This is a genomic window from Streptomyces sp. NPDC091209 (genome assembly GCF_044757755.1).
Lineage (GTDB): Bacteria > Actinomycetota > Actinomycetes > Streptomycetales > Streptomycetaceae > Streptomyces.
The window spans coordinates 354,096-380,624 of record NZ_JBIVVR010000005.1 but is presented as its reverse complement, the minus strand read 5'-3'; the positions used below and the strand labels follow the sequence as shown (position 1 = coordinate 380,624).

General features: G+C 71.9%; 20 protein-coding genes and 1 pseudogene. 11 read left to right on the top strand and 10 right to left on the bottom strand.

Translation table 11 applies throughout. The features are described 5' to 3' along the window. Nucleotides 1–21 precede the first annotated feature (21 nt). Nucleotides 22–699: a TetR/AcrR family transcriptional regulator gene (locus ACIQRL_RS17220; protein WP_401332043.1), complete on the top strand. Its 678-nt coding sequence runs from the start codon at nucleotides 22–24 to the stop codon at nucleotides 697–699. An 86-nt stretch (nucleotides 700–785) separates the two neighbouring features. On the opposite strand, the gene ACIQRL_RS17215 is transcribed toward ACIQRL_RS17220, so the two are convergent. Further along, nucleotides 786–1,256: a DUF6214 family protein gene (locus ACIQRL_RS17215; RefSeq protein ID WP_401332406.1), complete on the bottom strand. Its 471-nt coding sequence runs from the start codon at nucleotides 1,254–1,256 to the stop codon at nucleotides 786–788. 212 nt (nucleotides 1,257–1,468) lie between these two features. On the opposite strand from ACIQRL_RS17215, the gene ACIQRL_RS17210 reads away from it, so the two are divergent. Together ACIQRL_RS17210 and ACIQRL_RS17205 are read left to right on the top strand one after the other, a co-directional pair. After that, nucleotides 1,469–2,818 (top strand): FAD-dependent oxidoreductase, encoded by a 1,350-nt coding sequence (locus ACIQRL_RS17210; protein ID WP_401332042.1) that lies wholly within the window; start codon nucleotides 1,469–1,471, stop codon nucleotides 2,816–2,818. A gap of 218 nt (nucleotides 2,819–3,036) precedes the next feature. After that, entirely contained in the window at nucleotides 3,037–4,392 is a 1,356-nt protein-coding gene (locus tag ACIQRL_RS17205) for a nucleobase:cation symporter-2 family protein (protein ID WP_401332041.1), read from the top strand. Between the two features lie 28 nt (nucleotides 4,393–4,420). Here the strand turns inward: ACIQRL_RS17205 and helR are convergent, their stop codons facing one another. Together helR and ACIQRL_RS17195 are read right to left on the bottom strand one after the other, a co-directional pair. Further along, nucleotides 4,421–6,592, bottom strand: a complete 2,172-nt coding sequence (helR, locus tag ACIQRL_RS17200) for an RNA polymerase recycling motor ATPase HelR (protein WP_401332040.1) — start codon at nucleotides 6,590–6,592, stop codon at nucleotides 4,421–4,423. A gap of 361 nt (nucleotides 6,593–6,953) precedes the next feature. Further along, nucleotides 6,954–7,310 carry an ArsR/SmtB family transcription factor gene (locus tag ACIQRL_RS17195; RefSeq protein ID WP_401332039.1) on the bottom strand — a complete coding sequence of 119 codons (357 nt, stop codon included), beginning with the start codon at nucleotides 7,308–7,310 and terminating at the stop codon, nucleotides 6,954–6,956. A 170-nt stretch (nucleotides 7,311–7,480) separates the two neighbouring features. Here ACIQRL_RS17195 and ACIQRL_RS17190 point away from each other — a divergent pair, with 170 nt between their 5' ends. After that, nucleotides 7,481–8,560 (top strand): NADH:flavin oxidoreductase/NADH oxidase, encoded by a 1,080-nt coding sequence (locus ACIQRL_RS17190; RefSeq protein ID WP_401332038.1) that lies wholly within the window; start codon nucleotides 7,481–7,483, stop codon nucleotides 8,558–8,560. A gap of 243 nt (nucleotides 8,561–8,803) precedes the next feature. Here ACIQRL_RS17190 and ACIQRL_RS17185 read toward each other — a convergent pair. Beyond that, nucleotides 8,804–9,031, bottom strand: a pseudogene (locus ACIQRL_RS17185) (sigma factor-like helix-turn-helix DNA-binding protein); the annotation flags it as partial. A gap of 525 nt (nucleotides 9,032–9,556) precedes the next feature. Here ACIQRL_RS17185 and ACIQRL_RS17180 point away from each other — a divergent pair. From ACIQRL_RS17180 to ACIQRL_RS17170, 3 genes are all read left to right on the top strand, one after another. Further along, nucleotides 9,557–9,880, top strand: coding sequence for a hypothetical protein (locus ACIQRL_RS17180; protein WP_401332037.1), 324 nt, complete (start codon nucleotides 9,557–9,559; stop codon nucleotides 9,878–9,880). Between the two features lie 377 nt (nucleotides 9,881–10,257). Beyond that, a complete protein-coding gene (locus ACIQRL_RS17175; protein ID WP_401332036.1) occupies nucleotides 10,258–12,126 on the top strand; it encodes a phosphatidylglycerol lysyltransferase domain-containing protein in 1,869 nt (622 codons plus the stop codon). Between the two features lie 261 nt (nucleotides 12,127–12,387). Beyond that, the gene (locus ACIQRL_RS17170) at nucleotides 12,388–14,436 is read left to right on the top strand and encodes a HEAT repeat domain-containing protein (RefSeq protein WP_401332035.1); all 2,049 of its coding nucleotides are present in this window, start codon (nucleotides 12,388–12,390) and stop codon (nucleotides 14,434–14,436) included. 271 nt (nucleotides 14,437–14,707) lie between these two features. On the opposite strand, the gene ACIQRL_RS17165 is transcribed toward ACIQRL_RS17170, so the two are convergent. Beyond that, nucleotides 14,708–15,286 carry a hypothetical protein gene (locus ACIQRL_RS17165; protein ID WP_401332034.1) on the bottom strand — a complete coding sequence of 193 codons (579 nt, stop codon included), beginning with the start codon at nucleotides 15,284–15,286 and terminating at the stop codon, nucleotides 14,708–14,710. Between the two features lie 295 nt (nucleotides 15,287–15,581). Here ACIQRL_RS17165 and ACIQRL_RS17160 point away from each other — a divergent pair, with 295 nt between their 5' ends. Continuing rightward, nucleotides 15,582–16,667 carry a WD40/YVTN/BNR-like repeat-containing protein gene (locus ACIQRL_RS17160; RefSeq protein ID WP_401332033.1) on the top strand — a complete coding sequence of 362 codons (1,086 nt, stop codon included), beginning with the start codon at nucleotides 15,582–15,584 and terminating at the stop codon, nucleotides 16,665–16,667. A gap of 346 nt (nucleotides 16,668–17,013) precedes the next feature. On the opposite strand, the gene ACIQRL_RS17155 is transcribed toward ACIQRL_RS17160, so the two are convergent. The 3 genes from ACIQRL_RS17155 to ACIQRL_RS17145 all read right to left on the bottom strand — a co-directional run bounded on the left by ACIQRL_RS17155 (nucleotide 17,014) and on the right by ACIQRL_RS17145 (nucleotide 19,632). Then, the gene (locus tag ACIQRL_RS17155; RefSeq protein ID WP_401332032.1) at nucleotides 17,014–17,982 is read right to left on the bottom strand and encodes a hypothetical protein; all 969 of its coding nucleotides are present in this window, start codon (nucleotides 17,980–17,982) and stop codon (nucleotides 17,014–17,016) included. A 157-nt stretch (nucleotides 17,983–18,139) separates the two neighbouring features. Then, nucleotides 18,140–18,547: a peptidase inhibitor family I36 protein gene (locus tag ACIQRL_RS17150; RefSeq protein ID WP_401332031.1), complete on the bottom strand. Its 408-nt coding sequence runs from the start codon at nucleotides 18,545–18,547 to the stop codon at nucleotides 18,140–18,142. A 131-nt stretch (nucleotides 18,548–18,678) separates the two neighbouring features. Further along, complete coding sequence (locus tag ACIQRL_RS17145) at nucleotides 18,679–19,632, bottom strand: helix-turn-helix domain-containing protein (RefSeq protein WP_401332030.1); 954 nt, start codon at nucleotides 19,630–19,632, stop codon at nucleotides 18,679–18,681. A 649-nt stretch (nucleotides 19,633–20,281) separates the two neighbouring features. Between ACIQRL_RS17145 and ACIQRL_RS17140 the strand changes: the two genes are divergently transcribed. The 3 genes from ACIQRL_RS17140 to ACIQRL_RS17130 all read left to right on the top strand — a co-directional run bounded on the left by ACIQRL_RS17140 (nucleotide 20,282) and on the right by ACIQRL_RS17130 (nucleotide 23,103). Beyond that, nucleotides 20,282–20,959, top strand: a complete 678-nt coding sequence (locus tag ACIQRL_RS17140; protein ID WP_401332029.1) for a uracil-DNA glycosylase — start codon at nucleotides 20,282–20,284, stop codon at nucleotides 20,957–20,959. A gap of 50 nt (nucleotides 20,960–21,009) precedes the next feature. After that, nucleotides 21,010–22,041 carry an N-acetylglucosamine kinase gene (locus tag ACIQRL_RS17135; RefSeq protein WP_401332028.1) on the top strand — a complete coding sequence of 344 codons (1,032 nt, stop codon included), beginning with the start codon at nucleotides 21,010–21,012 and terminating at the stop codon, nucleotides 22,039–22,041. 141 nt (nucleotides 22,042–22,182) lie between these two features. Beyond that, nucleotides 22,183–23,103 carry a sirohydrochlorin chelatase gene (locus tag ACIQRL_RS17130; RefSeq protein ID WP_401332027.1) on the top strand — a complete coding sequence of 307 codons (921 nt, stop codon included), beginning with the start codon at nucleotides 22,183–22,185 and terminating at the stop codon, nucleotides 23,101–23,103. A 191-nt stretch (nucleotides 23,104–23,294) separates the two neighbouring features. Here the strand turns inward: ACIQRL_RS17130 and ACIQRL_RS17125 are convergent, their stop codons facing one another. Together ACIQRL_RS17125 and ACIQRL_RS17120 are read right to left on the bottom strand one after the other, a co-directional pair. Continuing rightward, nucleotides 23,295–24,341 carry a lactonase family protein gene (locus tag ACIQRL_RS17125; RefSeq protein WP_401332404.1) on the bottom strand — a complete coding sequence of 349 codons (1,047 nt, stop codon included), beginning with the start codon at nucleotides 24,339–24,341 and terminating at the stop codon, nucleotides 23,295–23,297. 179 nt (nucleotides 24,342–24,520) lie between these two features. Continuing rightward, the gene (locus ACIQRL_RS17120; protein WP_401332026.1) at nucleotides 24,521–26,518 is read right to left on the bottom strand and encodes a nitric oxide synthase oxygenase; all 1,998 of its coding nucleotides are present in this window, start codon (nucleotides 26,516–26,518) and stop codon (nucleotides 24,521–24,523) included. Nucleotides 26,519–26,529: the final 11 nt, after the last annotated feature.

Genomic DNA, 26,529 nt, shown 5'->3' with positions numbered 1-26,529 from the left:
AGTCAACGCAGGAGTTACAGCATGTCCCCGCGAAGCGCCTCGGTCAATGAAGAGTTGCGGCGGCGTTCCCGGGAACGGCTGCTGCAGGCCGCGGTGGAGCTGGTGAGCGAGCGCGGCTACGACGCCACGACGCTCGGGGACATCGCTGATCGCGCGGGATCGGCGCGCGGACTGGTGTCGTACTACTTCCCCGGCAAACGGCAGCTCCTGCAGTCCGCCGTGCACCGGCTGATGCACCGCACGCTGGAGGAAGCGCTCGAACGCGAGCCACGCAGCGAGGACGGCCGGGAGCGGATGGCACGGGCCGTCGACGCGATCCTGGGCCTCACCCGGGATCAGCCGGTGCTGATGCGTCAGCACATGGCCGGGCTGCTCCAGGCCGAGGGATTCGTCCAGTGCCCGGAGCAGGTGCGGCTCTCGGAGCTGCTCGGGGAAACCGTCGCACGGTACGGATCACAGCAGGTCACGGCCGACTACCCGATGCTGCGCGCCCTGCTCATGGGCGCGGTGTACGCGGCGCTCGTGCCGGGGGTACCGATGCAGGTCCCGGTGCTGCGGGCCGAACTGTTCAAGCGCTACCGGCTGGACTGGGAGATGGGGACACCCCCGGACACCGAGGCGTCGGACGGTCCCCGCGAGACGGACCTGTCCCGCTTCTTCGAGACCGACCCCGAGCCGGAGGACGGTCGGTCCGCCTAGCCGGGCCGCCTCCGGACGTTGCCCACACAGCCGGGCCGCCTCCGGACGTCGGGCTCGCGCCACGGGGCACGACCACTGCGCCATGGTCAACGACGGACGTGACGAGGGGTCAGGAATCCCGCGTCGCGCGCCCCGGCGATCAGCCTCAGGGACTTGCGGCGACTGTGGCCGGTGGCCCCCATGACGGCGAGCACCGGGTCCACGCCCTCCTCCTGCGCCGCCCGGTACTCCTCCGCGACCAGCAGACGGCCCTCGACACCGCGCGGCCAGGCGGGCCGGGCGCGCCGTGCCTGCCCTTCCCGGTCCTGGTCGCGGTCGGCGCCGAGGCGGGTCCCGCACGCCTCGAACAGCGGTTCCTCGATCCACTCGGCGACCACGGCGAGGTCGTCCAGCGAGAGGGGCGGCTCGGCCCGGACGTCCTCGATGGACAGGGCCGTCTCCGACAGAACGGCCAGCAGATCGACGCGGGCGCCGTCCGCGAAGGCCAGCCGGACGTCGAACCAGGACGTGACCGTCGTACCGGACTCCCGCACTTCCCAGGCGGGCCGCACGGACACGTCGCCGTCCGCTCGGCAGCGGTCGGACAGATTGATGAACGATGCGTCTGGCACATGCGGAACGTAACCGCATCATCACATTCCATACGAACGGACACGCGCGCGTTCACCACGCACCGCACCCTGTCAGCGGAGCACCAGTGGTGCGATCCTGGTAGCACAGCGATGTCCTGTCAGCGATCTTCCTGATCCCTCGGGTAAGGAGTTCCGCAGTGCTGCGTGTCGCCGTCGTCGGTTCGGGGCCCAGCGGGGTCTACAGCGCGCAGGGTCTTGTCCAGCGGAGCGGGCCGCCCGATGTCCGGGTCGACGTCCTGGACCGGCTGCCCTGCCCGTACGGCCTGGTGCGCTACGGCGTGGCACCCGACCACGAGAAGATCAAGTCGCTCCAGAACAATCTGCGGACCGTCCTGGAGGACGAGCGCGTGCGCTTCCTCGGCGGTGTCCAGGTGGGGCCGGGCGGAGTGCCGGTGGCGCGGTTGCGGGAGCTGTACCACGCGGTCGTGTACTGCGTCGGCGCCGCCACCGACCGGCATCTCGGCGTGCCCGGCGAGGATCTGCCCGGCAGTTGGTCGGCGACCGAGTTCGTGTCCTGGTACAGCGCGCACCCCGACTCCGTGGCCGACGGATTCGTGGCCGGTGTGCGCTCGGCCGTGGTCATCGGCATCGGGAACGTCGCCGTCGACGTGACCCGGATCCTGGCTCGCGGCGCGCCCGAGCTGAGCCCCACCGACATGCCGCAGGCGGCGCTCGGCGCCCTGGCCGCGAGCGGGGTCACCGAGATCAGCATGGTCGGGCGGCGCGGACCGTCGCAGGCCCGCTTCACCACCAAGGAACTGCGCGAGCTGGGCGCCCTGCCGGAGGCCGAAATCGGAGTGGACGAGGCGGAGTTGGCGCTCGATCCGGCCTACCTCGATCCCGCTGGGCTGCCCGCCGCACAGCGCCGCAACGTGGAGGTCCTGCGGGGCTGGGCGGCGGCCGGGTCACGGGGCCGGCCACGTCTCATCCGTCCGCGCTTCTTCCTGCGTCCCGTCGAACTCCTCGCCGACGGCGGGCGGGTGGGCGCGGTGCGCTTCGAGCGGACGGCGCCGGACGGGGCGGGCGGGGTGACGGGAACCGGTCGATTCGAGGTGATCGAGGCCCAGTTGGTGCTGCGTTCGGTGGGCTATCGCGGAGTACCGCTGGAAGGACTGCCGTTCGACCCCGACCGTGGCACGGTTCCGCAGAGGGAGGGGCGGGTCCTGCGGGACGGCGCGGTCGCGCCGGGCGAGTACGTGGCGGGCTGGATCAAGCGGGGCCCGACCGGCGTGATCGGAACCAACCGCCCGTGCGCCAAGGAGACCGTCACCTCCCTGCTGGAGGACGCCCCCACGCTCCTACGACGCGAGGTCGCCGAGGATCCGCTCACGGCACTGCGGGCCGAGGGGGTACGGCCGGTCGAATGGGCCGGATGGCAGGCGATCGAGCGGGCCGAGGCGGAGCTCGGAGCCGGCCTGGGCCGTGGCGTGGTCAAGCTGCCCGACTGGGACGCGCTGTGGGCGGCGGCTCGGACGGCGCGGTCCTGACCGGATTCCGGGCACGTCCTGGCGGGCCGCCATCCGGCGCGGCGCGCGGGTCGTGGCCGAGTCCGCAGCAGTTCCGTGGGCATGACACACATCGGCAACAGACCGGACATCAACAAACTGTTTAACTCGCCTACCGTCTCGTGCTGTCCGGGCGTGCTCGTGTCGTGCGGACGTTCCCCTCTCTCACCTCCCCTCTCCCCGCAGCTTCTGGAGTGCCCATGGCAACCACCGCTCCCGTGCATCCCGTCGACGAGGTTCCACCCGTACGCCAACTGGCCGCCTTCGGTCTCCAGCACGTCCTCGCGATGTACGCGGGCGCGGTGGCGGTTCCGCTGATCGTGGGCGGCGCGATGAAGCTGTCGCCCGCCGACCTGGCGTACCTGATCACCGCGGATCTCCTGGTGTGCGGCATCGCGACGCTGATCCAGTGTGTGGGTTTCTGGCGCTTCGGGGTGCGGCTGCCGATCATGCAGGGGTGCACCTTCGCCGCCGTCTCCCCCATGGTGCTCATCGGCACGACGGGCGGCGGACTTCCCGCGATCTACGGATCGGTGATCGTCGCGGGCCTCGCGATCGTCCTGCTCGCCCCGGTGTTCGGAAGGCTGCTGCGCTTCTTCCCGCCGCTGGTCACGGGCACGGTCATCCTGATCATCGGTCTCTCGCTGCTGCCGGTGGCGGGCAACTGGGCCGCGGGAGGCGTCGGTTCGAAGGACTTCGGGGAGCCGAAGAACCTGGCGCTCGCCGGCTTCGTCCTGGCCGTGGTGCTGGGTGTGCAGCGGTTCGCACCGGCCTTCCTCGGGCGCATCGCGGTCCTCATCGGTATCGCCGTGGGTCTCGTGGTCGCGGTGCCGTTCGGGTTCACGGACTTCGGCGGGGTCGGGGACGCCGACTGGGTCGGAATCAGCACCCCGTTCCACTTCGGGGCGCCCTCGTTCCACGCCTCCGCGATCGTCTCGATGCTGGTGGTGGCCCTGGTGACCATGACCGAGACGACCGGCGACTTCATCGCGGTGGGCGAGATGACCGGCCGGCCGATCGAGACGCGGACCCTCGCGGACGGTCTGCGCGCCGACGGTCTGTCCACCGTCCTCGGCGGCGTCTTCAACACCTTCCCGTACACGGCGTTCGCGCAGAACGTGGGCCTCGTCGGGATGACCCGGGTGCGCAGCCGCTGGGTGGTCGCCGCGGCCGGCGGCATCCTCGTCGTGCTCGGGCTGCTGCCGAAGCTGGGTGCCGTGGTCGCGGCGATTCCCGCCCCCGTGCTCGGCGGCGCGGGCCTGGTGATGTTCGGCACCGTCGCCGCCAGCGGGCTGCGCACCCTCGCCGAGGTGGACTTCAAGGGCAACGACAACCTGACGGTGGTGGCTGTCTCGGTCGCGATCGGCATGCTGCCGGTCGGAGTGCCGACGGTCTACGCGAAGTTCCCCGACTGGTTCCAGACGGTGATGAACAGCGGCATCAGCGCGGGATGCCTGACTGCGGTCGTACTGAACCTGCTGTTCAACCACCTTCCGGGCCGCCCGAGTCCGGCGGAGACCGGCGCTGAACCCGAGGCCGCCTCGGCCGACGCCTAGGACCTGTCCGGCCGTGTGTCCGCCGGGATCAGGGACTCGTGAGGACGACGAGTTGCTGGGTCGCGCGGGTCATCGCGACGTAGTGGTCGACCGCGCCCGCCACGCCCTCGCCGAACCTCTCCGGGTCGATGAGGACGACCAGGTCGAACTCGAGGCCCTTCGACAACTCCGGTGTCAGCGACCGGATCCGGGGTGTCGTCCGGAACGTGGGGTCGCCGATGACGCAGGCGATCCCCTCGGCGTGGGTGAGGAGCCAGGTGTCGAGGATCGACTCCAGTTCGCCGACGGAACCGTGGACGACGGGGACACCCGAACTACGGACGGAGGTCGGCACGTTGGCGTCCGGGAGCGCGGCCCGGATCACCGACTCGGCCTCCGCCATGACCTCTTCGGGTGTGCGGTAGTTGATGGTCAGGGAGGCCACGTCGATGCGATCGAGCCCGATCCGCTGGAGCCGTTCCCGCCAGGATTCGGCGAATCCGTGCCGGGCCTGGGCACGGTCCCCGACGATCGTGAAGCTCCTGGACGGACAGCGCAGCAGCAGCATCTGCCATTCCGCGTCGGTGAGTTCCTGTGCCTCGTCCACGACGATGTGCGCGAACGGACCGGCGAGCAGGTCCGGTTCGACGGTGGGCAGTTCGGACTCGTCGACCAGGCTGACCTTGGCGTCCTCGCCACGCAGCATCGTCACCAGGCCTTCGCCGTCGTCACCGTCGGCGCCGGAGTCGGCCGCGGCGTCGATCAGGTTGCCGACGACCTGCGCCATGCTCTCGCGCTGCGCGGCGAGAACGGCCTCGTGGCGGCGCTTGCGCCGGGCCGTCTCCGGGTCGCCGAGCCGCTGCCGTGCGGCGTCCAGGAGCGGCAGGTCGGACACCGTCCAGGCGTGGGGAGCACTCTTGCGCCGCAACTTCCGTACGTCGTCGGGGCCGAGCCAGGGGGCGCACATCCGCAGGTAGGCGGGGACGGACCACAGGTCTCCGACAAGGTCGGCCGCTTCGAGCAGCGGCCATGCGCGGTCCAGGGTTTCCGTCAGTTCCTGGTCGTGCAGCATCGCCCGCCGGAACAGCTCGGGCGGAACGTCGTCGTCGTGCCTGTCCAGCAGGATCGTGAGGAGTTCCTCCCAGATCAGGTCGCGCGCCTCGTTGTGCGGCGTCCCGGGGCCCGCCGCTTCGAACGCCTCGGCCCAGTCGTCGGCGCTCAGCCGGACCTCGGCCCAGGGGGTCGTCACGGTCATCGCCCGGGTGGGCGGCTCCTCGTAGAACCTGACGGCCTTCTCGATCGCGCGCACCAGGTCCGCGGACGATTTCAGGAGGGCCACGTCCGGGTCGGGCTCGATCGCCGCTCCGGTGCCCTCGGCGACCAGGTCCCGCAGGGTGCAGGTCCGCACACCCTCCTCTCCGAGGCTGGGCAGGACGTCGGCGACGTAGGCGAGGTAGGGCTGGTGGGGACCGACGAACAGCACGCCGCCGCGCCGGTGGCCGAGGCGCGGATCGGAGTAGAGGAGATAGGCGGAGCGGTGCAGGGCGACGACCGTCTTGCCCGTGCCCGGACCGCCGTCGACGACGAGAGCGCCGCGGGATCCCGCGCGGATGATGGCGTCCTGGTCGGCCTGGATGGTGGCGAGCACGTCCCGCATCCGGGCCGAACGGTTGCCGCCCAGGCTCGCGATGAAGGCGGACTGGTCGTCGAGCGCGGCATTCCGCTCCAGGCCGTCGGCGGTGAACACCTCGTCCCAGTAGTCGCTGATCCGGCCCTGGGCCCAGCGATACCTGCGACGGCTCACCAGACCCATCGGTTGAGCGTGGGTCGCGCCGAAGAACGGCTCGGCCGCGGGAGAGCGCCAGTCGGTCAGCAGCCTGCGGCCTTCGCTGTCGGTGAGGCCGAGGCGCCCGATGTACACAGGCTCGGGGTTGTCCGCGCCGACGATGTGTCCGAGGCAGAGGTCGAGGCCGAAGCGGCGCAGGGTGCGCAGCCGACCGGTCAGCCGGTGGATCTCCAGGTCCCGTTCCATCGCCTCGCGGCCGATGCCGCCGGGCGCCCTGCGCGCGGCGTCGAGACGGTCGGACAGTTCACCGATCGCCTGCTCCAGGCTCTCCGCGATGGCCGCGAAGTGCCGCTCGTCGCCGGAGATCAGCGCCGGGTCGGCCTTGGCGGAAAGGTGGCCGGGAAGGCGGAACGCGCTGGTGGTCAAGGGGTTCATGTCAGCGGCTCCGATCCGGGGTCGCGGCCGCGCAGGGCGGTCGCGTGCCCGTCCGCACGTCGTCGCCGGACACCCGCGGCCTCGGAGCGATTCCCGCCACGGGTGCGCCGGAGCCGCACGCACCATCGATCGACACAAGCACACGCACTTCGTGAATCTCCCATTTCCGCAGGTCCTGGCCTCGGCCAGTGATTCTGCGGCACACCCGGGGCCTTGCCGCAAGCCCCCCGGTGCGCTATACGTTGAGAGTGGCAAGGAGTGGGCGTTCCTCTTTGCCCGTTCCCCCTCCCCCCTGCCATCCGTCATCGACGGGCAGGACCCTCACCTGTCGTGACCTGCCACGGTCGACCGTCGCGACCCGTCACGGCGCCAGTCGCGCGGCCTGCCCGGAGGCGGCCTCCAGGACGCGGTCCAGGAGGCCGGGGAACAGTGCGTCGAGGTCGTCCGCGCGCAGTCCGTTCAGCTTCGCCGTGCCGCGGTAGACCTGGCGGACGACCCCACTCTCACGGAGCACCCGGAAGTGGTGCGTCGTCGTGGACTTGGTGACCGGCAGAACGAAGTCCGAGCAGGAGAGTTCTCGTCCTTCGGCGGCGAGCTCGCGCACGATCCGGAGCCGCATCGGGTCGGACAGCGCGTGCAGCACCGACTCCAGCCGGATCTCGTCCCGCCCGGGGTGCGGCAGATCACGGCCATTGGCAGCGGTGGCGGCGGTCGTCACGGCGGCTCCACTTCGTCCGGGGACCTCGGTCTTCGACGGGCGCCTCGGGCATGTCCGCGGGCTTCACCCGACGCGGCCATTGTACGAGACCCATCGTAGTTTGACACTCGCCATACTACGATGCTTATCGTACGAGCCGTACACCGGTCCCGCGACGAATGGAGTCGGCCGTGAGCGCGCTCTTCGAGCCCTACGTCCTGCGCGACGTCACCATCCCCAACCGGGTGTGGATGCCCCCGATGTGCCAGTACTCGGCCGCGCCCGACGGACCCTCGGCGGGCGCCCCGCACGACTGGCACTTCGCCCACTACGCGGCCCGCGCCACCGGCGGAACGGGACTGGTCATCATCGAGGCGACCGCCGTCTCGCCCGAGGGCCGGATCTCCCCGTACGACCTGGGCATCTGGAACGACACGCAGGTCGAGGCGTTCCGCCGCATCACACGGTTCCTCACCTCCCAGGGCACGGTGCCGGCCGTCCAACTCGGGCACGGTGGGCGCAAGTCCTCGACCGACCGCCCCTGGAAGGGCGGCGCCCCCGTGGGCCCGGACGCGTACGGCTGGCGGGCGCTCGCCCCGAGCGCGCTCCCGTTCGCCGAGGGGCACCCGGTTCCCGACGAGCTGACGGTCGCCGGAATCCGGGAGATCGTGGGCCAGTTCGCGGACGCGGCCCGCCGCGCGCTGGCCGCCGGTTTCGAGATCGTCGAGATCCACGGCGCCCACGGCTACCTCATCAACGAGTTCCTCTCCCCGCACTCCAACCACCGCACCGACGCTTACGGCGGCTCGTACGAGAACCGCACCCGGTTCGCCCTCGAAGTCGTCGACGCCGTACGGGAGATCTGGCCGGACGACAAGCCCCTGTTCTTCCGCATCTCGGCCACCGACTGGCTGGAGGACGCGGGCTGGAGCACGGACGACACCGTCCGCTTCGCCGCCGAACTGCACGAGCACGGCGTGGACCTGCTCGATGTGTCGACGGGCGGGAACGCCTCGGGCGTACGGATTCCCGTCGGACCCGGCTATCAAGTCCCGTTCGCCGCACGGGTGAAGAGGGAGACGTCACTGGCCGTCGCCGCCGTCGGCCTCATCACCGAGGCCGAGCAGGCGGAGAAGATCATCGCGAACGGGGAGGCCGACGCGGTGCTGCTGGGCCGTGAGTTGCTGCGCAACCCGTCCTTCGCCCGGCTCGCCGCACGCGACCTCGGAGCCGAGGTACACGTGCCGGAGCAGTACCACCGCTCCGTCTAGGCGTCGGCCCGCGAAGGCGCCGAAGTGGGGCCCGGCAGCGGGCGGTCGGCCCACACCGGATGGTCGCGGTGGCTCTCGGTACCTGCTCCGGGAGCCCGAGCGGATTCCCCTCCCGCACTCCCTTTTCGCCCTCTCGTTGCGCAGGCTCTCCCAACCGCCTGCCAACTCCCTTCAGGATCCGGCCTGTCGAGATGCCCGTGCGGGTCGGGTTCGGCCGAAACGGTCGGCCCCCGACCCGCTCGTTCACGCCGCGGCCCGCGGGGCCGTCATCTCGGCCTCCGTTTCGGTCTGACCTTCGGTCTCCGTTTCGGCGAGCAGCGCGATCAGGGTCGCGCGGGCCCGTGCCACACACGAGCGGACCGTTCCGACCGGGCAGTCGCCGACCAGGGCGGCCTCCGCGTAAGGCAGGCCCATGAGTTGGGTGAGGACGAACGCCTCGCGCCGGTCACCGGGGAACGCGGCCGGCAGGTCGAACGAGGAAAGGGAGCCGCCCTCGCGTCCCCCCGCGAACGAATGTGCCAGGGCGCCGGAACCGATGTGCCCCACCCCCATGGCCTCCATCGCGGCCATGCCCTCAGAGCCCACTCCGCTTCCGTTTCCGCGCCGGCCGTTCCCGCTTCCGCGCCGGCCATCGCCCATCAGGCCACCGGCGAGCCGGACATCATCACGTGGCCGAGGGCGGCGACCACCACGCGGACGGCCGCGAACATCGTGGCTCGCAGCATGCGAGTGCACCGCCCAGCAGCCATGAGGGCCCTCATCCTCGTATCCGGGGTGAGGACGTCGTGGACGGGTACGGAAACCGGCCGGGCGTCCGGTCGGTGCCGCGCCCGTGATCCGGATCACGGTGAGCCAGGACCACCGGGCCCGCTTGGCGGGCGTCGCCCGGGGTACCCGGCCGGACACGGGTGGAGCACGGGTGAGGCACGGCCAGGACAGGGCGACCCTACGTACTGTAGGGTCCCGGCGGTGAGCGTCTTATGTCAGGGGGAGCCTGTGAAGGAACGTGACGCCGGGCACACGGCACGCGGACCGGCGTCCGTGCTGGCACTGCTCGTACCGAGCCTCGGGATCGCCGCGCTGGGTGTTTACCACCTGTGCGGCTTCGACCTGCACGCCCTGCACGGGCGCCCGCACCTGGGCGACGCGGTGACCATGGCCGGGGTGATCACGGCCCTGGTTTCGGCGGGCGCGGCATTCGGCGACCTCGTCTGGTGGGCGACCACCCGCGACCGCCCGCTCGGTGACGGCGGGGACCCGCGTCCGGGCAGACATTTCGAGAACTCGGGTCGCGACCGGGGGACCCCGGGCCGCCGCTGAGGCATCCGGGCCGACGCCGTTGAGAAATCCGGCTCGCCCCTGACAGAATCCGGCTCGGCCGCCACGAGGGCCGAGCCGCGGACATGTGGCGCGGTTCCGGGGCCTGGGCCGGGCTCCGCACCCCGGCACCGCCGAGCCCGCGCCTGCCGTTCGGGCCGAGCGGGCGGGCGAGCCGCGGACCGGCGGCCGACAGGCAGGTGTGACGCGGACCGGCGGGCCTTATCCTCAACACCGCCTTACCTCTCCATTCTCAATACCTCCTTACCTCTTCACGCCGACTCTGCCTGGCCATAACCCCACTCTTCCCTACAAGATGTAGTGTTCCGGCCTCTGTCCCCACCGGTTTTCCCGGCCTCTCCCCAAGGTGATGCTCCACGGTGTCCGTACAACAGTCAGCGCTCATCCCGGAACAGCGGAACGCGAGCTCGCGCCGGGGGACCGGGGCCGGACCAACAGGCGTCGGAATCCGGCCACGGGCGGCCGCGCTCACCGTCTGGTATCTGCGGCTGCTCGCCGTCCTCAATATCGTCGCGGTGATCTCGCTGCCGTTCCGCGAAGAGGTGCACGAGCACAACGGCGGCGAGTTCTTCACCCCGTACCTGGCCACCGCCGGACTGATCTCGGCCGCGCTGGCCCTGTTTCTCGCGCTGGTGATGCGGCGCCGCAAACGGGCCGCCTGGATCTTCAATCTGCTGCTGGCCGGGCCGCTCCTCGCGCTCTACACCGTCGCGCTGACCCAGGACCGCTACCGAGGGCACGTCTTCAACTGGATCTCGGCCCTGCTCACCGCCCTCTTCGTCGCCGCCCTCCTGTTGGGTCGCAAGGAGTTCCACGCCGTCGGGGACCGCTCGAATCCCCGCCTCGCGCTGGCCGTCGGCACCGGCGGTCTGATCGTCAGCGCCACCCTCGGCACCCTGCTGGTCAGCGCCACCAACCGCGTGTCGGGAACCCCGCTGAGCGACCGGATCGCCTACACCCTGCTGCGTGGAATCAGCGTCGGTCCGCTCGCCGACCGCTTCGACACCGTCGTCGCGCCCCGCTGGGTCGACATCCTGATCAACGTCCTGATGGCCGCCACCTTCCTGCTGGTGCTCTACGCGTGCTTCCGCTCCCCGCGCGGCCTCGAACTCCTCGGCGAGGAGGACGAGACACGGCTGCGCGCCCTGCTGGCCCGGCACGGGGAACGCGACTCGCTCGGCTACTTCGCCTTGCGCCGCGACAAGGCGGTCATCTGGTCCCCGAGCGGCAAGGCGGCGATCGCGTACGGCGTCGGCGGCGGCGTGACCCTCGCCTCCGGCGACCCGATCGGCGACCCCGAGGCCTGGCCCGGCGCGATCGAGGCATGGCTGCGGGAGGCCCGGCGTCACGCGTGGACCCCCGCGGTGATGGGCGCGAGCGAGGAGGCCGGGACCGTCTACGCCCGGCACGGCCTGGACGCCCTGGAGCTCGGCGACGAAGCCATAGTGGACCGGTCCGACTTCACCCTGGAGGGACGCGCCATGCGGGGCGTCCGGCAGGCTCACAACCGCGTGCGGCGCGCCGGTTACACGGTCCGCGTCCGACGCCACGAGGACATTCCCGACGCCGAGATGGCCGCCCTGACGGACAAGGCGGACCAGTGGCGCGACGGTGAGACCGAACGTGGCTTCTCCATGGCGCTCGGCCGGCTGGGAGACCCGGCCGACGGACGGTGCGTGATGCTGGAGTGCCATGACAGCGAAGGGGAACCCCGGGCCGTACTGAGCTTCGTGCCGTGGGGCGAACGGGGCCTGTCGCTGGACCTGATGCGCCGCGACCGGGACTCCGAGAACGGGCTCATGGAGTTCATGGTGATCGAGCTGCTGCTGCGCGCCGAGGAGATCGGCGTCGAGCGGGTGTCCCTGAACTTCGCGATGTTCCGGTCCGTCTTCGAACGCGGCACCCGGCTGGGCGCGGGACCCGTGCTGCGCCTGTGGTGCTCGGTGCTGACGTTCCTGTCGCGCTGGTGGCAGCTGGAGTCCCTCTACCGGGCCAACGCCAAGTACCGGCCGGTCTGGGAACCTCGCTACCTCCTCTTCGAGAAGAGCGCCGACCTTCCCCGTATCGGCATCGCCGCGGCCCGCGCGGAGGGGTTCCTCGCCCCGCCGACCCTGCCCCGGTTCGCCTCCCGGCGCGCGGCCCACCCGGATCGGCGACCCCCCGAGCCGCCCCTCGCGGCGCCCGCCGCACAGCCCGCTCCCCCCGTCTCGTCCACACCGCGCCCCTAGGTTCGCGACGTAGCCGGCGGTCACCTCGCCGTGGGCACCCACGCCGGGCACCCAACAGGGTGTCCGGCGGCGCTGTCCCGGGGCTCCCCCGCCCGGCCGGGCCCTCCGCCCGGCCGGCGTCGCCGCGGCCAACCGTCGTAAAGCGGCCGTTCGCTCGGTAGTTGGCTGGGTTGACGCCATCGACGGGGCCGCTCTCGGGCGTCACTGTCAGTGCCGTGGTGCACACTCACGATCAATGGCCGTACGCCTGGGGAGGACACCGTGTTCAGGGGGATCGACGAGGTCGACTGGGCCTCGATGGAGCATGCCTACGGAAGCGCCGCGGACGTGCCGGAGCTGCTGCGGGGACTCGCCTCGCCGCTCCCCCAGGAGCGGGAGACCGCGCTCGACGGGATGTACGGGGCCGTGCACCATCAGGGCGATGTGTACGACTCGACCCTGGCGTCCATCCCCTTCCTCTTCGCGCTCGCCGGACACACGGGACTCCCCGACCGGGGCGGAATCGTGGAGCTGCTCGCCAGCATCGGCGGATCGGACGACGAGGACGACTCCGAGGACGGCGCGGACGATGCCGTACCCGGCCGGGACGCGGAGGACCCCGAGGACGACAACTACGCGATGGCGCGCACAGCGATCCGGGCGGGTGCCGCGGTCTTCCTGGACCTCGTCGCCGACGCGGACCCGGAGGTGCGCCGCGCCGTGCCGTCCGCGCTCGTACGCTTCCACGACGAACCGCCGCGTGTACTGGCCCTGTTGAGGGAGCGGCTGCACGACGAGCCCGAGGACGGCGTCCGGCCGGCGCTGGTCGAGAGCCTCGGGCTCTTCGCCCGGCTCTACGCCGATGCCGCGGTCCCCGCGGTGGACTGCCTGGTGTCGCTGTGCGCCGCCCCGCACGACCCGGGGCTGCGGCTCGCGGCGCTCGGACAGCTCGCCTCGTGCGCCCCCGACCGGCTGCCCGCCGACCTCGTGCCCACGGTCGTCGCGCTGCTCCACACCAGATCACAACGCTTCCGGCCGTCCGACGAGCCCCTCCGGACGTCCTCCGACACCCTCATCGGCAGTCTGCGCCGCATGCGCCCCGCGGACGAGGAGGGCGCCCAGCTGCTCCGGACGCTCCACAAGGCTTTGGGCGCCCGCACCGCGGACCGGATCGCCCTGCTCGAAGGGCAGTTGAGCAGCCAGGACACGGCCGACCGGTGCAACGCCGTGTGGATGTCGGCGGGGCTGTTCCGCGAATGGCGTGCCGACTACGAGGAGCCGATCGCGCTGATCGGTGAGCAACTCGGCTCGGACGAGGAGCGGTTGCGCTGGGCCGCGGTCTCCGTCCTGGAGTTCCTCTTCACACTGGCCGTACCGGCGGCCGACCGGCTCGCCGCCCTCGTGGAGTCGGGCCCGGACCCCCGGGGGCGCGGTACGACAACGCTGAGCCGCCCTCTCAAAGCCCTGGCCAGATGTGGGGACGCGCGGGCGGTACCGGCCCTCGCGGAGGTGCTGCGCCGCCCGGTGGTGCCGAACGAGACCGGGTACGCGATCGGGCATCTGGGCCGGGCCGCGGCTCCCCTGGCTCCGTTGCTGCGGGAGCGGCTGGCCGAGGTCCCCCTCGACGACCCGGAGACCTACGGCCGGGCCGCACCCCTGCTCCACGGACTCGGCGCACTCGGGCACTCCGCCGCCGTGCCGGAGGTGCTGCGGCTGCTGCACGGCACACCGCGCGAACTGCGGCTCCGGGACGCTCTGCTGAAGGCACTGGCCAGGACGCTCGGCGCGTTCGGGCCATCGGCGCACGAAGCGATACCGGCGCTGCGGGACCTGCTGACGGGCGAGAACGCCGTGGCGGCGGCCGACGCGCTCTGGTCCGTGGAGTCGGACGCCGAGACGGTCCTCCCGACGCTGCTCGGGGCGCTGGCTTCGGCTCGGTACGCAGGCGGTCCCCGGACGGCGGCCGAGGCCCTCGGCCGCATGGGGGCGGCGGCCGCACCCGCGCTCCCCGGGCTACGCCGTCTCACGGACTTCCCCGAGGTGTGGGAGCGGACGGCCGCCGCCTGCGCCCTGTGGGACATCTCCGGAGACCCGGAACCCGTGCTGCCGGTGTTCCGAGCCGCCTGGCGGCAGAACCCGTACACCCGGCGGACCATCACCGCGTGTCTCGTCCGGATGGGCGGCGCGGGCACGCCCGTCCACGACCTGCCGCGCACGGAACTGGCCTCGCCCCGGCGACACCGCGCCCGCTCCGGCGGCCACGGCAGCCACGACGTCCTCGACGACGAACTCCTCCTGCGCGACTGCGTCGCGGCTCTGCAGACCGCCTAGCGCAGCCGACATCCAGACCCCGGGTGCCGGGCGCGGATGCCGGGCCTGGGTGCCGCAGCCCGGCCGTCGAGGCCGGGGGGCCGAGGCCTGGAGGCCGGGGCCAGGTCCCGGTGGGGCCGGCTCCCGGTGGGGCCAGGTCCCGGTGGGGCCGGGTGTCAGGAGCTGGTGTCGGGGTGGCATGCGGTCGGTTTGCCGGGCGGGTCTCCGGCCGGATCCGTCGAGCACCGTGCGCTGGCCGGAAACTGGCGAGCGCCGTGCGCCGAAGGGGTGGTCAGCTCGTCATCCGGCCCCACTGGGGTCCGATCCGCTCCCACTCCTCGTCCCACCGTTCCATGCGCCGCCGTTCCAGGCGGCCGCGGAGCAGGCGCCCGGTGAGGAAGGGGACGCTCGCCGCTCCCGCGCCCCCGAAGGCGCCCATCAGACTGGCCCGCAGCCGGGCCACCGCGACGGTGGCGGGTCGGGTGACAAGGCGCCCGTGCGGGTCGGTCCACACCATGACCGGGGTGTCCGCCGAGGTGCCTGCGTAGACCCGTACCCGGCCGGATCGAGGAGTACCGTCCGGCGCGGTCCAGCGGACCTTCGTCCAGACGACGCGACCGGCCTGCTCCCTCGCGCCCGCCTCCGGCGCGTCCTCGGTCAGCTGAGCGGGGACGGCGTGCCACTGCGCGCGCTGCTGGGCGAGACCGTGCTCCACGGCGCGCATGGTCGCCAGGCCCGTGACCGCCCCGCCGAGCACCGTGAGCGCCCAGGCCGCGAGCATGATCCAGGCCTCCAGGACATCGCTCCGCCGCCGTAGCGGGTTCCGCCGCCACCGCCACAGCCAGACCTCAGGACCACGGAATGCCGCCATCAGAGGCATCCTCCTCACCACCGCGCGAACCCGCCACATCTCCCTCCCTTACGCGCCTGCTCCGCGCGATGCTCACGTCCCGCGCCCGTCGGCTCGTCCGCCGCGGGAGGTACGTTCCGCTCGGCCCGCCCGGCGAGCGGGCCCAGGCCGGAACCACGACCGGCGCCGCGGACCCCCGCCGTCCGGCGACGCGACCCGTCCGAGCTGCGAAAACGCGAGGCCGAGAGGTGACTGTCGGTGCCGGGGTGCAGACTGGCCCGTAGCGCAGACAACGACGTCGCGGAGGTGGTCGGCCATGGCCGACGTACTGCTCACCGTGGGCACCCGCAAGGGTCTCTTCATCGGACGACGGCGCGACGGCGCCTGGGAGTTCGACGAGAATCCGTACTTCAACGCACAGGCCGTCTACTCGGTCGCGATCGACTCACGCGGCCGCCGACCGCGGCTGCTGGTCGGCGGGGACAGCGCTCACTGGGGCCCGTCCGTGTTCCACTCCGACGACCTGGGCCTGACATGGACCGAACCGGCGCGGCCCGCGGTCAAGTTCCCCAAGGAGACGGGCGCCTCGCTGGAGCGGGTATGGCAGTTGCACCCGGCGGCCGCCGAACCGGACGTGGTGTACGCGGGAACGGAACCGGCCGCGTTGTACCGCTCGGAGGACCGGGGCGAGTCCTTCGAACTCGTCCGTCCCCTGTGGGAGCACCCCACGCGCTCGAAGTGGGTCCCGGGCGGGGGCGGTGAGGGGCTGCACACCATCCTCACCGACGAGCGCGATCCCCGGGCCGTGACGGTCGCCGTCTCCACGGCCGGAGTCTTCCGCACCGCCGACGGCGGCGCGAGCTGGGAGCCCGCCAACTCCGGTGTCTCCGCGGTGTTCCTGCCCGATCCGAACCCGGAGTTCGGACAGTGCGTGCACAAGGTCGCGCGTGACGCGGCGAACCCGGACCGGCTCTACCTCCAGAACCACTGGGGGGTGTATCGAAGCGACGACGCGGGTGGGCAGTGGACCGACATCGGCGCGGGCCTGCCGTCCACCTTCGGGTTCGCGGCGGCCACGCATCCGCACCGCGGCGACACCGCGTACGTCTTCCCGATCAACGCGGATTCGGACCGGGTCCCGGCCGACCGGCGGTGCCGCGTCTTCCGTACGGAGGACGCGGGCGTGAACTGGGAGCCGCTGACAGCGGGACTGCCCGCGGAGGACCACTACGGCACGGTGTTGCGCGACGCGCTGTGCACGGACGGCGCGGATCCGGCGGGCGTCTACTTCGGAAATCGCAACGGCGAGGTGTACGCGTCGGCGGACGACGGCGACAGCTGGCAGCAGCTCGCCTCGCATCTGCCGGACGTCCTGTGCGTCCGCGCGGCGGTCACGGCCTGAGCGCGCTCACGCCCGGAACAGCGTGGCGTGAACAGCGGGTCGAGCACGGTCGCTGTGTGAGCGGCGTGACTTGATCACGGTCACGGCTGAACGTGGTCACGGTCCGAGCGCTGCCGCGGTCCGGAAGCCCCGAAGGCTCCGCCGGCCCGCGGTGCCGGGAATCCTGCGCTCGGAGACCTCCTTCATGGACGTCGGCGGGGACCAGCTCCACGAGTTCGCTCCTCGTCGATCCGGTCGTCGATCCGGCCCGGCCGGACGACCGCGCCGGATCCAGCGCGACTCCCCGCTCACCCTCCGCGAGGACCACGCGTACCCACGCGAACCCGGCACCGATCCGGTGGGCCCATCATCCGTCGAGCACGGCCGCCGCGATTTTCACCCGGACACGGATCGCCTTTTTGATCTTGTCCAGAGCCGCGCTGTTCTTCTCGATCGCCTGCCGCTGCAAGGCGGCGTCGACCGCGTACCAGACGCCGACGACGTTGTTCCGCATCTTGCAGTCCGCGTCGGCGCGGGCTGCCGCCTTCTCTTTCGCCGACGCGGTCCTGGTGCGCCAGGCACGGTCGCCGGTGGAGGCGAGCGGGTCGGGGTAGGAAAAGCCGCGGGCTTCCATGCACTGCGACCACTTGGCGAATACGGCTCTGACCAGGGGATGTTTCCGCGAGGACTCGAAGCTGTCGATGTTGATGGCGTTGGGGAGCTCCGCGTCGCCTCCGGCTTCCGGCCCTTCGGAGAGCAGTCGCGCCCGAGCCTCACCGACACATCCGCCGACCGGGATCTTCCGGCCCTTGTGGACCTGCCCGCCGGCCGCGGTGGAGCCGGGTTTGACGTGCGGGTCGTTCGTTCCCGTCAGTACGAGCGTCATCTCCGCGGACACCGAAGCGTGTTCGGCGGGCGCCGGAGCGGTTCTGCTGCCGGCCGGAGCGAATCCGTCGACCGCCGCCGCCTTGGGGTCGGTCACTCCGTACCGGAACTGGGTGGGGGTCCTCGGCCTGAACACCGGGGTCGGGGCGGGAGACGTATAGCGGAACCCGAACCGGACCATGCACTGTTCCGTCAACTTGGCCTGGGCCGCGGTCAGTTCGTCCGACTGCTGGTCGCTCAGGAGATAGGGGGCTATCGGCAGCGTCCGGTCGGCTGCCGTGATCAGCCTCGGCACGGAGGAAACCTCCGGCATGACGACGGCCGCGCCCTTCGCCCGGGGAGGCCCGGAAGACGACGGCGAGGACGAGGAACAGCCCGCGGCCATGAGCACGGCGGCCGTCGCCAGGACGACGGCGGCTTTCGGACGGCCGGGCGTAGGAAACGAAGTCATGAGCCGGTGTGTCCTCGATGCGATGGGTGGGTACGCAAGGACGGCCGAGCATGCGGCCGGGGCACGGGGGATGCCCCGCCCGGTGTCTTCGGAGCGGGGCACCCCCTGCGTGAGGCTGCGGTGAACAGACCTCAGTCGGTCAAGACGTTCGGCCGCATCAGCCGAACTTGCCCGATGCGTTCTCGTTGCGCAGCGTGGTGTTGAAGTTTCCGCCGCCGCCCGCGGCGAAGCGCTGGCTCGCTCCGGTGTAGTTCACGTGGTAGTACACGGTGAAGGCGTTGTTGAAGTCCCAGTTGTCGACCGAAGCGGCGTTGTTCCGGACGCCCTGGCCCGCGCCGTCACTGCCGTTGGCGCTCGTCGTGAAGGTGTAGCCGGAGTAGTTGGGGATGTTGGGGAACTGCTTGAAGAAGGCCCCCTGGTAGTTGGGGTGGTAGTAAATGCAGGCGTAACCGCTGGAGCAGGTCGTGTCGGCCGCTGCCGCGGGGCTGATGGTGAGGGCGGTGGCGCCGGCGGCCAGGACGGCCGCGACTCCTGCGAGGGCTGCCGGGCGACGTATGTTCCTCATGGTGTGGCGTATCCCTTCCGGTACGGATGCGGGCTGGAAGCCATACTCGCCAGCGTGTTCGGTTGAGGGACAGCCCTTTCCACCGTGGTCGAAATGCGCAGGTGACGAGCGCCCTGGTCACGTTTCCGATCTCAAGTGCCTGAGGTATGGGCCGCGTTGACCAAGGCGGATCCGGTGGACGTACGGGTGTGCAGAATGAGCTCGCCCCGATGCAGGGTGCTCAGAAGACCAGCCCCGCGTAGCGCGGAGAGGTGATGACTCACCGTGGCGGCGGACACACCCACCCGGCGCGCGAGTTCCCCGGATGTGGTCGCGGTCTCGGTGGCGATCAGGATGGAGGCACGGGTGCCGCCCATGAGCCGGCCCAGAGCCCGGACCGTCACCGGCGCCGCCGCCTTGTCGTACCCGGCGGGATAGACGAGGACGGGCGGCAGAGCGGGATCGGCGAGCGCGTTCGCGGGTCCCTGGCCGAAGTGCGACGGGGCCAGAAGCAGTCCTCGTCCGTTCAGGTGGAGTGTCTGATCAACGGAATACCGGACATGCAGGACAGGAGGCGCCCACCGCATCAGCGGCCGGTAGCTGTGCAGCAGCCCATGGACCCCGCCGTCGAGAAGGGCCCGGGTACGAATGGCCCGATCCGTCTCGACGCTGTTACGGATCGCATTCCAGTGAGGGACGAGGGCGATACGGTGGTAGTCCCTCAAGAGTTTTTGCAGGTCTTCTCTGGCCGCGGAATCCGCCTCGTACAACCGCTCCAGCCAAGCGGATCCCCGACCTCGGTCGAGGAGGTCGAGTTGGCCGCGGAGGACTCTTTTCGGACATCCGGCCACCGCCTCGATGATCGATTCGATTCCTCCATGCCCTCGGTTTTCCGGAGTCAGAAAATCCGGAAAATATCCCGAGGCCGGGATCATGGGCATCAGCATGAGCCGAATGCGCTGCAGCAGATCACTTCGGGCCGCTTCGGCCTTGACCTGCCGATACCACGGTTCGTACCGGGCCACGGCCAGCCGTCTGCGTAATCGGAAGACACTCAGCACCAGTTCCCACATGGGATCCGGCGCCGAGACCACCCTGGTTTTCAAGAGATCTTCGGTCGTAAAATGAATCCGTAGCATCCCCAACCCCCACGAGCCCCCGTACCTCGTAGGTCATTGTCTATATCAGGAATGCCTGGCTCGCAAGAAACCTGCCCGAATTTCCGCGTACGCCAATCGCTCCAGCCCGACCCGTCCACTCCGGTATTCGTCGGCCCGTATCACCATGGCCATCCGGCGGGTGGCTGAATTTCCATCACCGTTTCAAACGAGTGAGTCGTCCGCTGCGTGCGACGTATCCACACCTACTTGGAATGCTGTATCCGTCAGAGGCCCAAACGGCCCATGCCACTGAAACACGTCCACCTTGCGATCACGAGACGGCCCGGTCGACGAGTACCACGACCGGCCGCGCCGACAGCGCCGCGAACGTCTCGACACGCTCCGGGCCGAGCGGTCACGCGCCTGGGCGCATCCGGGCCGAGAGCGGTCGCCCGCCTGTACGTAGTGGCGGCCTGCTGCGCGGGGCCGCGACTGGAACGCGGGCGCGGTCCTGGATCCAGACGACTCCAACGACCCTCTGCGGCAAGCGTCTTGTGCTCGCCGATGTCCAATTCGACGACGAATCGGTCATCCCCGGTCGCGCGACGGCCACCGGTTTGATCTCCGCCATGGATGCGGCAGTAGGGTGACGCCCGTGGCACCACGACCGTTGCATGAGATCGTCGAACCGGGCTGGGCGAAAGCCCTCGACCCCGTGGCCGGACGGATCGCCGAGATGGGCGACTTCCTGCGCGCGGAGATCGCCGCGGGACGCACCTACCTACCGGCCGGGGCGAATGTCCTGCGAGCCTTCCAGCAGCCCTTCGACGAGGTACGTGTCCTCATCGTCGGACAGGACCCCTATCCGACACCGGGACACGCGGTGGGGCTGTCGTTCTCGGTGGCCCCGGAGGTACGTCCGCTGCCGCCCAGCCTGATCAACATCTTCACCGAGCTGAACACCGACCTCGGGGCGCCCCAGCCGTCCACCGGTGACCTCACCCCCTGGACGAGACAGGGCGTGCTGTTGCTCAACAAGGCGCTCACCACGGCTCCGCGCAGCCCCGCCGCACACCGCGGCAAGGGCTGGGAGGAAGTCACCGAACAGGCGATTCGGGCCCTGGCCGCCCGCGGCCGCCCGCTGGTGTCGATCCTGTGGGGCCGCGACGCCCGCAACCTGCGCCCCCTGCTCGGCGATCTCCCCTCGGTGGAGTCCTCGCACCCCTCACCCATGTCGGCCGACCGCGGCTTCTTCGGTTCCCGCCCGTTCAGCCGCGCCAACGACCTGCTGGCCAGGCAGGGAGCCGAGCCGGTGGACTGGCGCCTGCCGTGAGGTCCGACGGTGTTCGCGGAGGACGGCCGGGCGGCCCCGGGCCGTCCGTCGTGCTGGCCGTGGACTCCGGCGGTTCGGGACTGCGGGTGGCTCTCGCCGCGTACGGGGCGACAGGCGATGCCGGCTCCCCCGTACGCGATGGGCCGGCACCGCCCCCTCCCCCGGCCCCGCTCGGTGAACCCCTGACCTCCCGGGAGCCGGTCCGTACCGGCCCGCGCGGGATCTCGGCCGGGCATCTGCTGGATCAACTGCTGCCGATGGCACGCCGGTTGATGACCGAAGCGGGGACCGAACGCATCGGGGCGGTCGCCGTCGGCGCGGCCGGCCTGGCCACGCTCGGCGACGAACTGCGGGACGAACTGCCGGCGGCGCTGGAGCGTGAACTAGGAGTACGACGGCTCGCCCTGGCGGCAGACGCGGTGACCGCGTACACGGGCGCGCTGGGCCCCCAGGCCGGTGTCGTGATCGCGGCCGGCACCGGCATGATCGCGATCGGCACCGACCTCACGTCGTGGCGCAGGGCCGACGGGTGGGGCCATCTGCTCGGCGACTGCGGCGGCGGCGCGTGGATCGGGCGCGCGGGCCTGGAGGCGGCCCTGCGGGCGTTCGACGGCCGCCCGGGCGGCTCGGCCGCACTGCTCGCGCGGGCCGAGGAGATGTTCGGGCCGATGCCGGAACTGCCTGGCCGGCTGTACCCGCGCACCGACCGGCCCGCCGTGCTCGCCTCCTTCGCCCCGGAGGTGGCCTCCCGCGCCGAGGGCGATCCCGTGGCGGCGGACATCCTGCGGGCCGCCGCACGGCACATCGCCGAGTCGGCCGCGGCGGCGTGCCCGATGGACGGTGAGCCCCATCTCGCACTCACCGGGGGCCTGTTCAACATGGGTGCCCCGCTCCTCGACCCACTGGGAGAGGAGTTGGCCGAGCGGCTGCCGCACGCCCGGCGGGTACCGGCCACGGGCGACCCGCTCGACGGCGCGCTCCGGATCGCCGCCGACTTGGCGAACGGCCTGCTCGCACTGCCCGCGGACGAGCGACTGTTGTTCGTGGCGGCCGAAAAGACGTATCCGGAAATCGATGGTTGAAATTCACCGCAGGACCGACAAGTCCACGATTACTGATCACTTCTGATCCGTACGTAACTCATCAGACAAAAGCGGACGGATACCGCTCACCTGCACCCTCCCCGAACAGGGGAACCCGAGAAACCAGTAACATGCGGCGCCATGAGCTCCCCCACTGGGCCCGCGTCCGGCCTGCCAGTACGAATGCCGCGACCCCGCCAAGCCGGGCGGCACCGCCGTCCGGAACCCCTGGCGGCTCCCGAGGGCGCGCCCGCGCTCGTCCTCGCGGTGCCGGGCACCCCCAGCGCGGCCACGCGCAGCCTCGCCGAGGAGGTCGTGAGCATCGCGCGCTCCGAGCTCCCCGGCCTCGATGCCCGCATCGGTTACCTGGACGGGGACGACGAGTTCCCCACGCTGCAGTCCGTGCTGACCCACGCCGCCGAGGAGCGCACCGCGCGCTTCGAGCAGGCCCGCGCCGCCGGTTCCGACGTCACCGCGCCCGACGGGCCGGTCGGCATCGTGGTGCCGCTGCTCGCCGGTCCGGACAACGCCCTGCTGCGCCGGATCCGCCAGGCGGTCATGGAGAGCCGCGTCGCGGCCGAACTGACCGATGTCCTCGGCCCGCACCCGCTGCTCGCCGAGGCGCTGCACGTGCGCCTGTCCGAGGCCGGTCTCGCCCGCGCCGACCGCGCCCGGCTGTTCACCGTGGCGACCGCCGCCGACGGCATCGTGCTCGCCACCGTGGGCGGCGAGGACGCCGTGCAGGCGGCCGGGATCACCGGCATGCTGCTCGCCGCGCGTCTCGCCGTGCCGGTCATGGCCGCGGCGCTCGACGAGGAAGGTTCCATCGCGGCCATCGCCGAGCAGCTCCGCGGCTCCGGTTCGCAGCAGCTGGCGCTCGCCCCGTACCTGATCGGTCCGGAGCTCGACGCGGGTCTGCTCGACGCGGCGGCCAAGGAAGCCGGCTGCAGCGCCGCCGAGGCCCTCGGCCCGTACCCGGCGATCGGCAAGCTCGCGCTCGCCCAGTACACGTCGGCGCTGGGCATCGCGCCGCCGCAGAGCCAGGGAGCGCCGGCCTTCTAGTCGGCCGGCACACCCGCACAGCCCGCACTACCCGTACAACCCGCACATCGAAAGGGCCCACTCCTGTGACAGGAGGGGCCCTTTCCCATGGGCGCTCGGCGTACCCGGCGCGCTCGGGGCTCGGCGGGCCGCGGGGAGGGGGTGCCCGGTGCGCATCCCCTGGGCCGGCCTGGTCGGCCTGGTCAGCCTGGTCAGCCGAAGACGACGCACGACGCCGCGGGCGCCTCGACCGAACCGGCGCGGGACGGCACGCCCGTGTCCGGGTCGACGGTGAACCAGGTCACGTCGCCGGAACGCTCGTTCGCCGCGTACAGGAAGCGGCCCGAGGGGTGGAGGGCCAGCGCGCGGGGCCAGACGCCGCCACAGGGCACCGTGGCGACCAGCCCGAGCCCGTCGCCCACCGCGTCGGGCGTGAGCACGGAGACGACGTCCTGGCCACGGGTGGCGGTCCACACGAAGCGGCCGTCGGGCGAGACGACGATGCCCGAGGGGTACGCGTCACCGTCCGGGGCACCGGTCAGCACCGGGGTCTCACCGACGGGCCGCAGGGAGCCCTCGGCGGCGTCCCAACGGCAGACCGTGACGGTCGGGGCGAGTTCGTTGAGGACGTACGCGTGCCCGCCCCGCGGGTGGAAGGCGAGATGGCGCGGTCCGGAACCTGGGCGCAGGGCGATCTCGCGGTGCAGGGTCAGCGTGCCGCCGTCGAGGGCGCACACCCGGACGGAGTCCGTGCCGAGGTCGACGCTGACCGCCCAGCGGCCGGTCGGGTCGGGCTGTACCTGGTGAGCGTGCGGACCCTGCTGCCGCTTCGTGTGCGGACCGGAACCGGTGTGCCGCAGGACGCTGGAGGCGGTCACGCCGAGCCCGCCGCCGGGTCGGACGGGCACGGCGGAAACGCTGCCGGAGCCGTAGTCGGCGGTCAGGACGTGTCCGTCGAAGAGACTGAGGTGGGTGGGGCCGCTGCCGCCGGTCCGGACCGGCGGACCGGTCAGCTCCGGTGTGTCGCCGTGCACGCGGTAGGCGGCCACCGCACCCTCGGCGGTCTCGCTGACGGCGTACAGCACGTCGTGTGCGGGCGACAGGGCGAGATACGAGGGGTCCGGTACGCCGTCGACCGCGCTCAGGACGGTCAACGCGCCGCTGTCCGGATCCACGGCCGCCGTGAGGACACCGCGGCCTCCCGCCGCCGTGAACGAGCCGATGAACGCCCGCTGTTGCCGCCTGCCGCCGTCTGCCACTGCTGTCCCCTCTCGGTCCCGCGTCATCGGGGGCGACGGTAGCAGTCGGGACACCGCGGTCTAGACCAGAGCGGGTGGTCCGGTCGGCGGACTGGAACGGGCTGGTACGAACCGGAACGGGCGGGAACCGACTGGAACGCAGGGGAACGGTGGGCCGAAGCGGTCGGTCGAGCGACGGGCTAGAACGGGACGGCGCCCCGTGCCCGTTCCATGGCCTCGGGGTGGTGGACGTAGGCCGGAGTCCGTTCGACGGTGTCGAACGTGCGGTGGAAGACCGGCGTGGCGCTGCCGGAGATCGGGGGCACGATCCACGACCAGTCGGCGCCCACCGGACGGCCTCTGCGTTCCTCGCGTCCCAGATGTGTGATGAAGCGCCGGGACTCGGTGTGGTGGTCGGTGACGGTGACACCCGCGCGGTCGAAGGAGTACAGGACCGAGCGGTTGAGTTCGACGAGGGCGCGGTCCTTCCACAGGGACCGGTCGGTGCGGGTGTCGAGGCCCAGACGGTCGGCTATGAACGGCAGGAGGTCGTAACGGTCGGTGTCGGCGAGGTTGCGGGCGCCGATCTCCGTTCCCATGTACCAGCCGTTGAAGGGTGCGGCCGGATAGCAGACACCGCCGATCTCCAGGCACATGTTGGAGATGGCGGGCACCGCGTGCCAGCGCAGCCCGAGTGAGTGCCACCAGGGGTGATCGGGGTGGCCCAGCTCCACTTCGAGCACCGCGTCCTGGGGCAGCGCGAACCAGCGCGGCTCGGCGCCGGAGTCCTGGATCACCAGCGGCAGGACGTCGAAGGGCGTGCCGGGGCCGCCGGGCCAGCCGAGCCGACGGGCCGCCCCGGTGAGACCGGCGTTGCGCGGGTCACCGGTCACACCGCCGTCGGGGCGCGCGTAGCCCGCGTACCGGACGAGCTGTTCGTTCCAGATCCTGGGGCCGGGGCGCTCCGGCGTGTCGGGCGCGAAGACCGTGATCAGCGAGCGGATCCGGCCGCCGCGGGTGGCCTCCCGGAGGTGGTCGGCCGAGGCCTCGGCGACCTCCCCGGCGTCGTGCACGTCCCGGCGGTCGCGCACGCTCAGCGAGTTCCAGTACAGCCGGCCGATGCAGCGGTTGGCGTTGCGCCAGGCGACCCGCGCGCCGAAGACGAGTTCCCGGGTCGTGTGCCGGTACGTCCCCGTGTCCGCGATCTCCGCGCGGACAGCGGTGATCCGCCCGGCCGGATCACCGAGGCGCTCCTCGGTGTGGTGGAGCGTGATGAACTCGGCGGCGGCGCGGAGGAGGTCGTGGGGCGATCGCGGGGCGCGTCGCTGCGGGCCCGTGCCCGGTTCGTTCCGCTCGGGACCGCCCCCGCACCCGGCGCCGGTCCGCGTGTCCGGCCCCGTCCGCGTGTCCGGCCCCGTCCGCGTGTCCGGCCCCGTCCGCGTGTCCGGCCCCGTCCGCGTGTCCGGCCCCGTCCGGCCGGGATCCCGGGCCGGACGGGTCAGCGCCTCGGCTGCGGTTTCCCCGGCCATCAGCCGCCCGCGCAGCCCCGGGATCGGGGTGGCGCCCCGTTCGGGCCAGAGCGTTGCCAGTGCGTCCACCCGCGCGGACAAGGCGCGGGCCGCCGCGGCAACGTCCACGGCGTGGGCGTCGGCCGGAACGGCGGTCGGGGACACGTCGTCCGCCCGGCGGGTGTTCCGGGCCGCGTGCGGTCCGCGCGACTGGACGGCGTCCCCGTGCCGGTCGGCCGGGGCATCGGGCGCGTACGGGGCAGGGGGCGTAGCGGGGTCCCCCCGACGGGCGGCAGGCACGGTGGGTGCGTACAGATCGCGCGGCCGCACGGGGTCGCCGCGACGCTCGGCCGAGGCATCGGACGCGGACAGGGCTGGAGACCGCCCGAGGTCCCCCCGGCCGTCGGCGGGGACACCGGGCACGTACGGGGCGGGAGGTCTCGTGGAGTCCGTACGGTGGTCGCCGGGCGGTTCGGGGGTGGGCGTCGGGGCGATGGCGGCGGGGGTCGCTCCGAGGCCGTCCAGCGGGCGTCCGTGCCCTCGTTCCGGATCTTCACCCTCGTGCTCGTCGTCGTGCCGGATCCGGTCCAGCCAGCCGGCCGCGCCGTCGCCTCCGGGGCCCGGGTGCCCCGGGTCCGGTCTGCCGGCCGTGCGCTCTTCGTGTGTGGTGTCGCGCGGGAAGTCGCGCATGGTGCCGCCCC

What these genes read in the sequence shown, in the direction of transcription:
- ACIQRL_RS17220 (WP_401332043.1), top strand. Translation starts at nt 22, where the DNA reads ATGTCCCCGCGAAGCGCCTCGGTCAATGAAGAGTTGCGGCGGCGTTCC.
- ACIQRL_RS17205 (WP_401332041.1), top strand. Translation starts at nt 3,037, where the DNA reads ATGGCAACCACCGCTCCCGTGCATCCCGTCGACGAGGTTCCACCCGTA.
- helR (WP_401332040.1), bottom strand. Translation starts at nt 6,592, where the DNA reads ATGAACCCCTTGACCACCAGCGCGTTCCGCCTTCCCGGCCACCTTTCC.
- ACIQRL_RS17165 (WP_401332034.1), bottom strand. Translation starts at nt 15,286, where the DNA reads ATGGCGGCATTCCGTGGTCCTGAGGTCTGGCTGTGGCGGTGGCGGCGG.
- ACIQRL_RS17160 (WP_401332033.1), top strand. Translation starts at nt 15,582, where the DNA reads ATGGCCGACGTACTGCTCACCGTGGGCACCCGCAAGGGTCTCTTCATC.
- ACIQRL_RS17155 (WP_401332032.1), bottom strand. Translation starts at nt 17,982, where the DNA reads ATGACTTCGTTTCCTACGCCCGGCCGTCCGAAAGCCGCCGTCGTCCTG.
- ACIQRL_RS17150 (WP_401332031.1), bottom strand. Translation starts at nt 18,547, where the DNA reads ATGAGGAACATACGTCGCCCGGCAGCCCTCGCAGGAGTCGCGGCCGTC.
- ACIQRL_RS17130 (WP_401332027.1), top strand. Translation starts at nt 22,183, where the DNA reads ATGAGCTCCCCCACTGGGCCCGCGTCCGGCCTGCCAGTACGAATGCCG.
- ACIQRL_RS17120 (WP_401332026.1), bottom strand. Translation starts at nt 26,518, where the DNA reads ATGCGCGACTTCCCGCGCGACACCACACACGAAGAGCGCACGGCCGGC.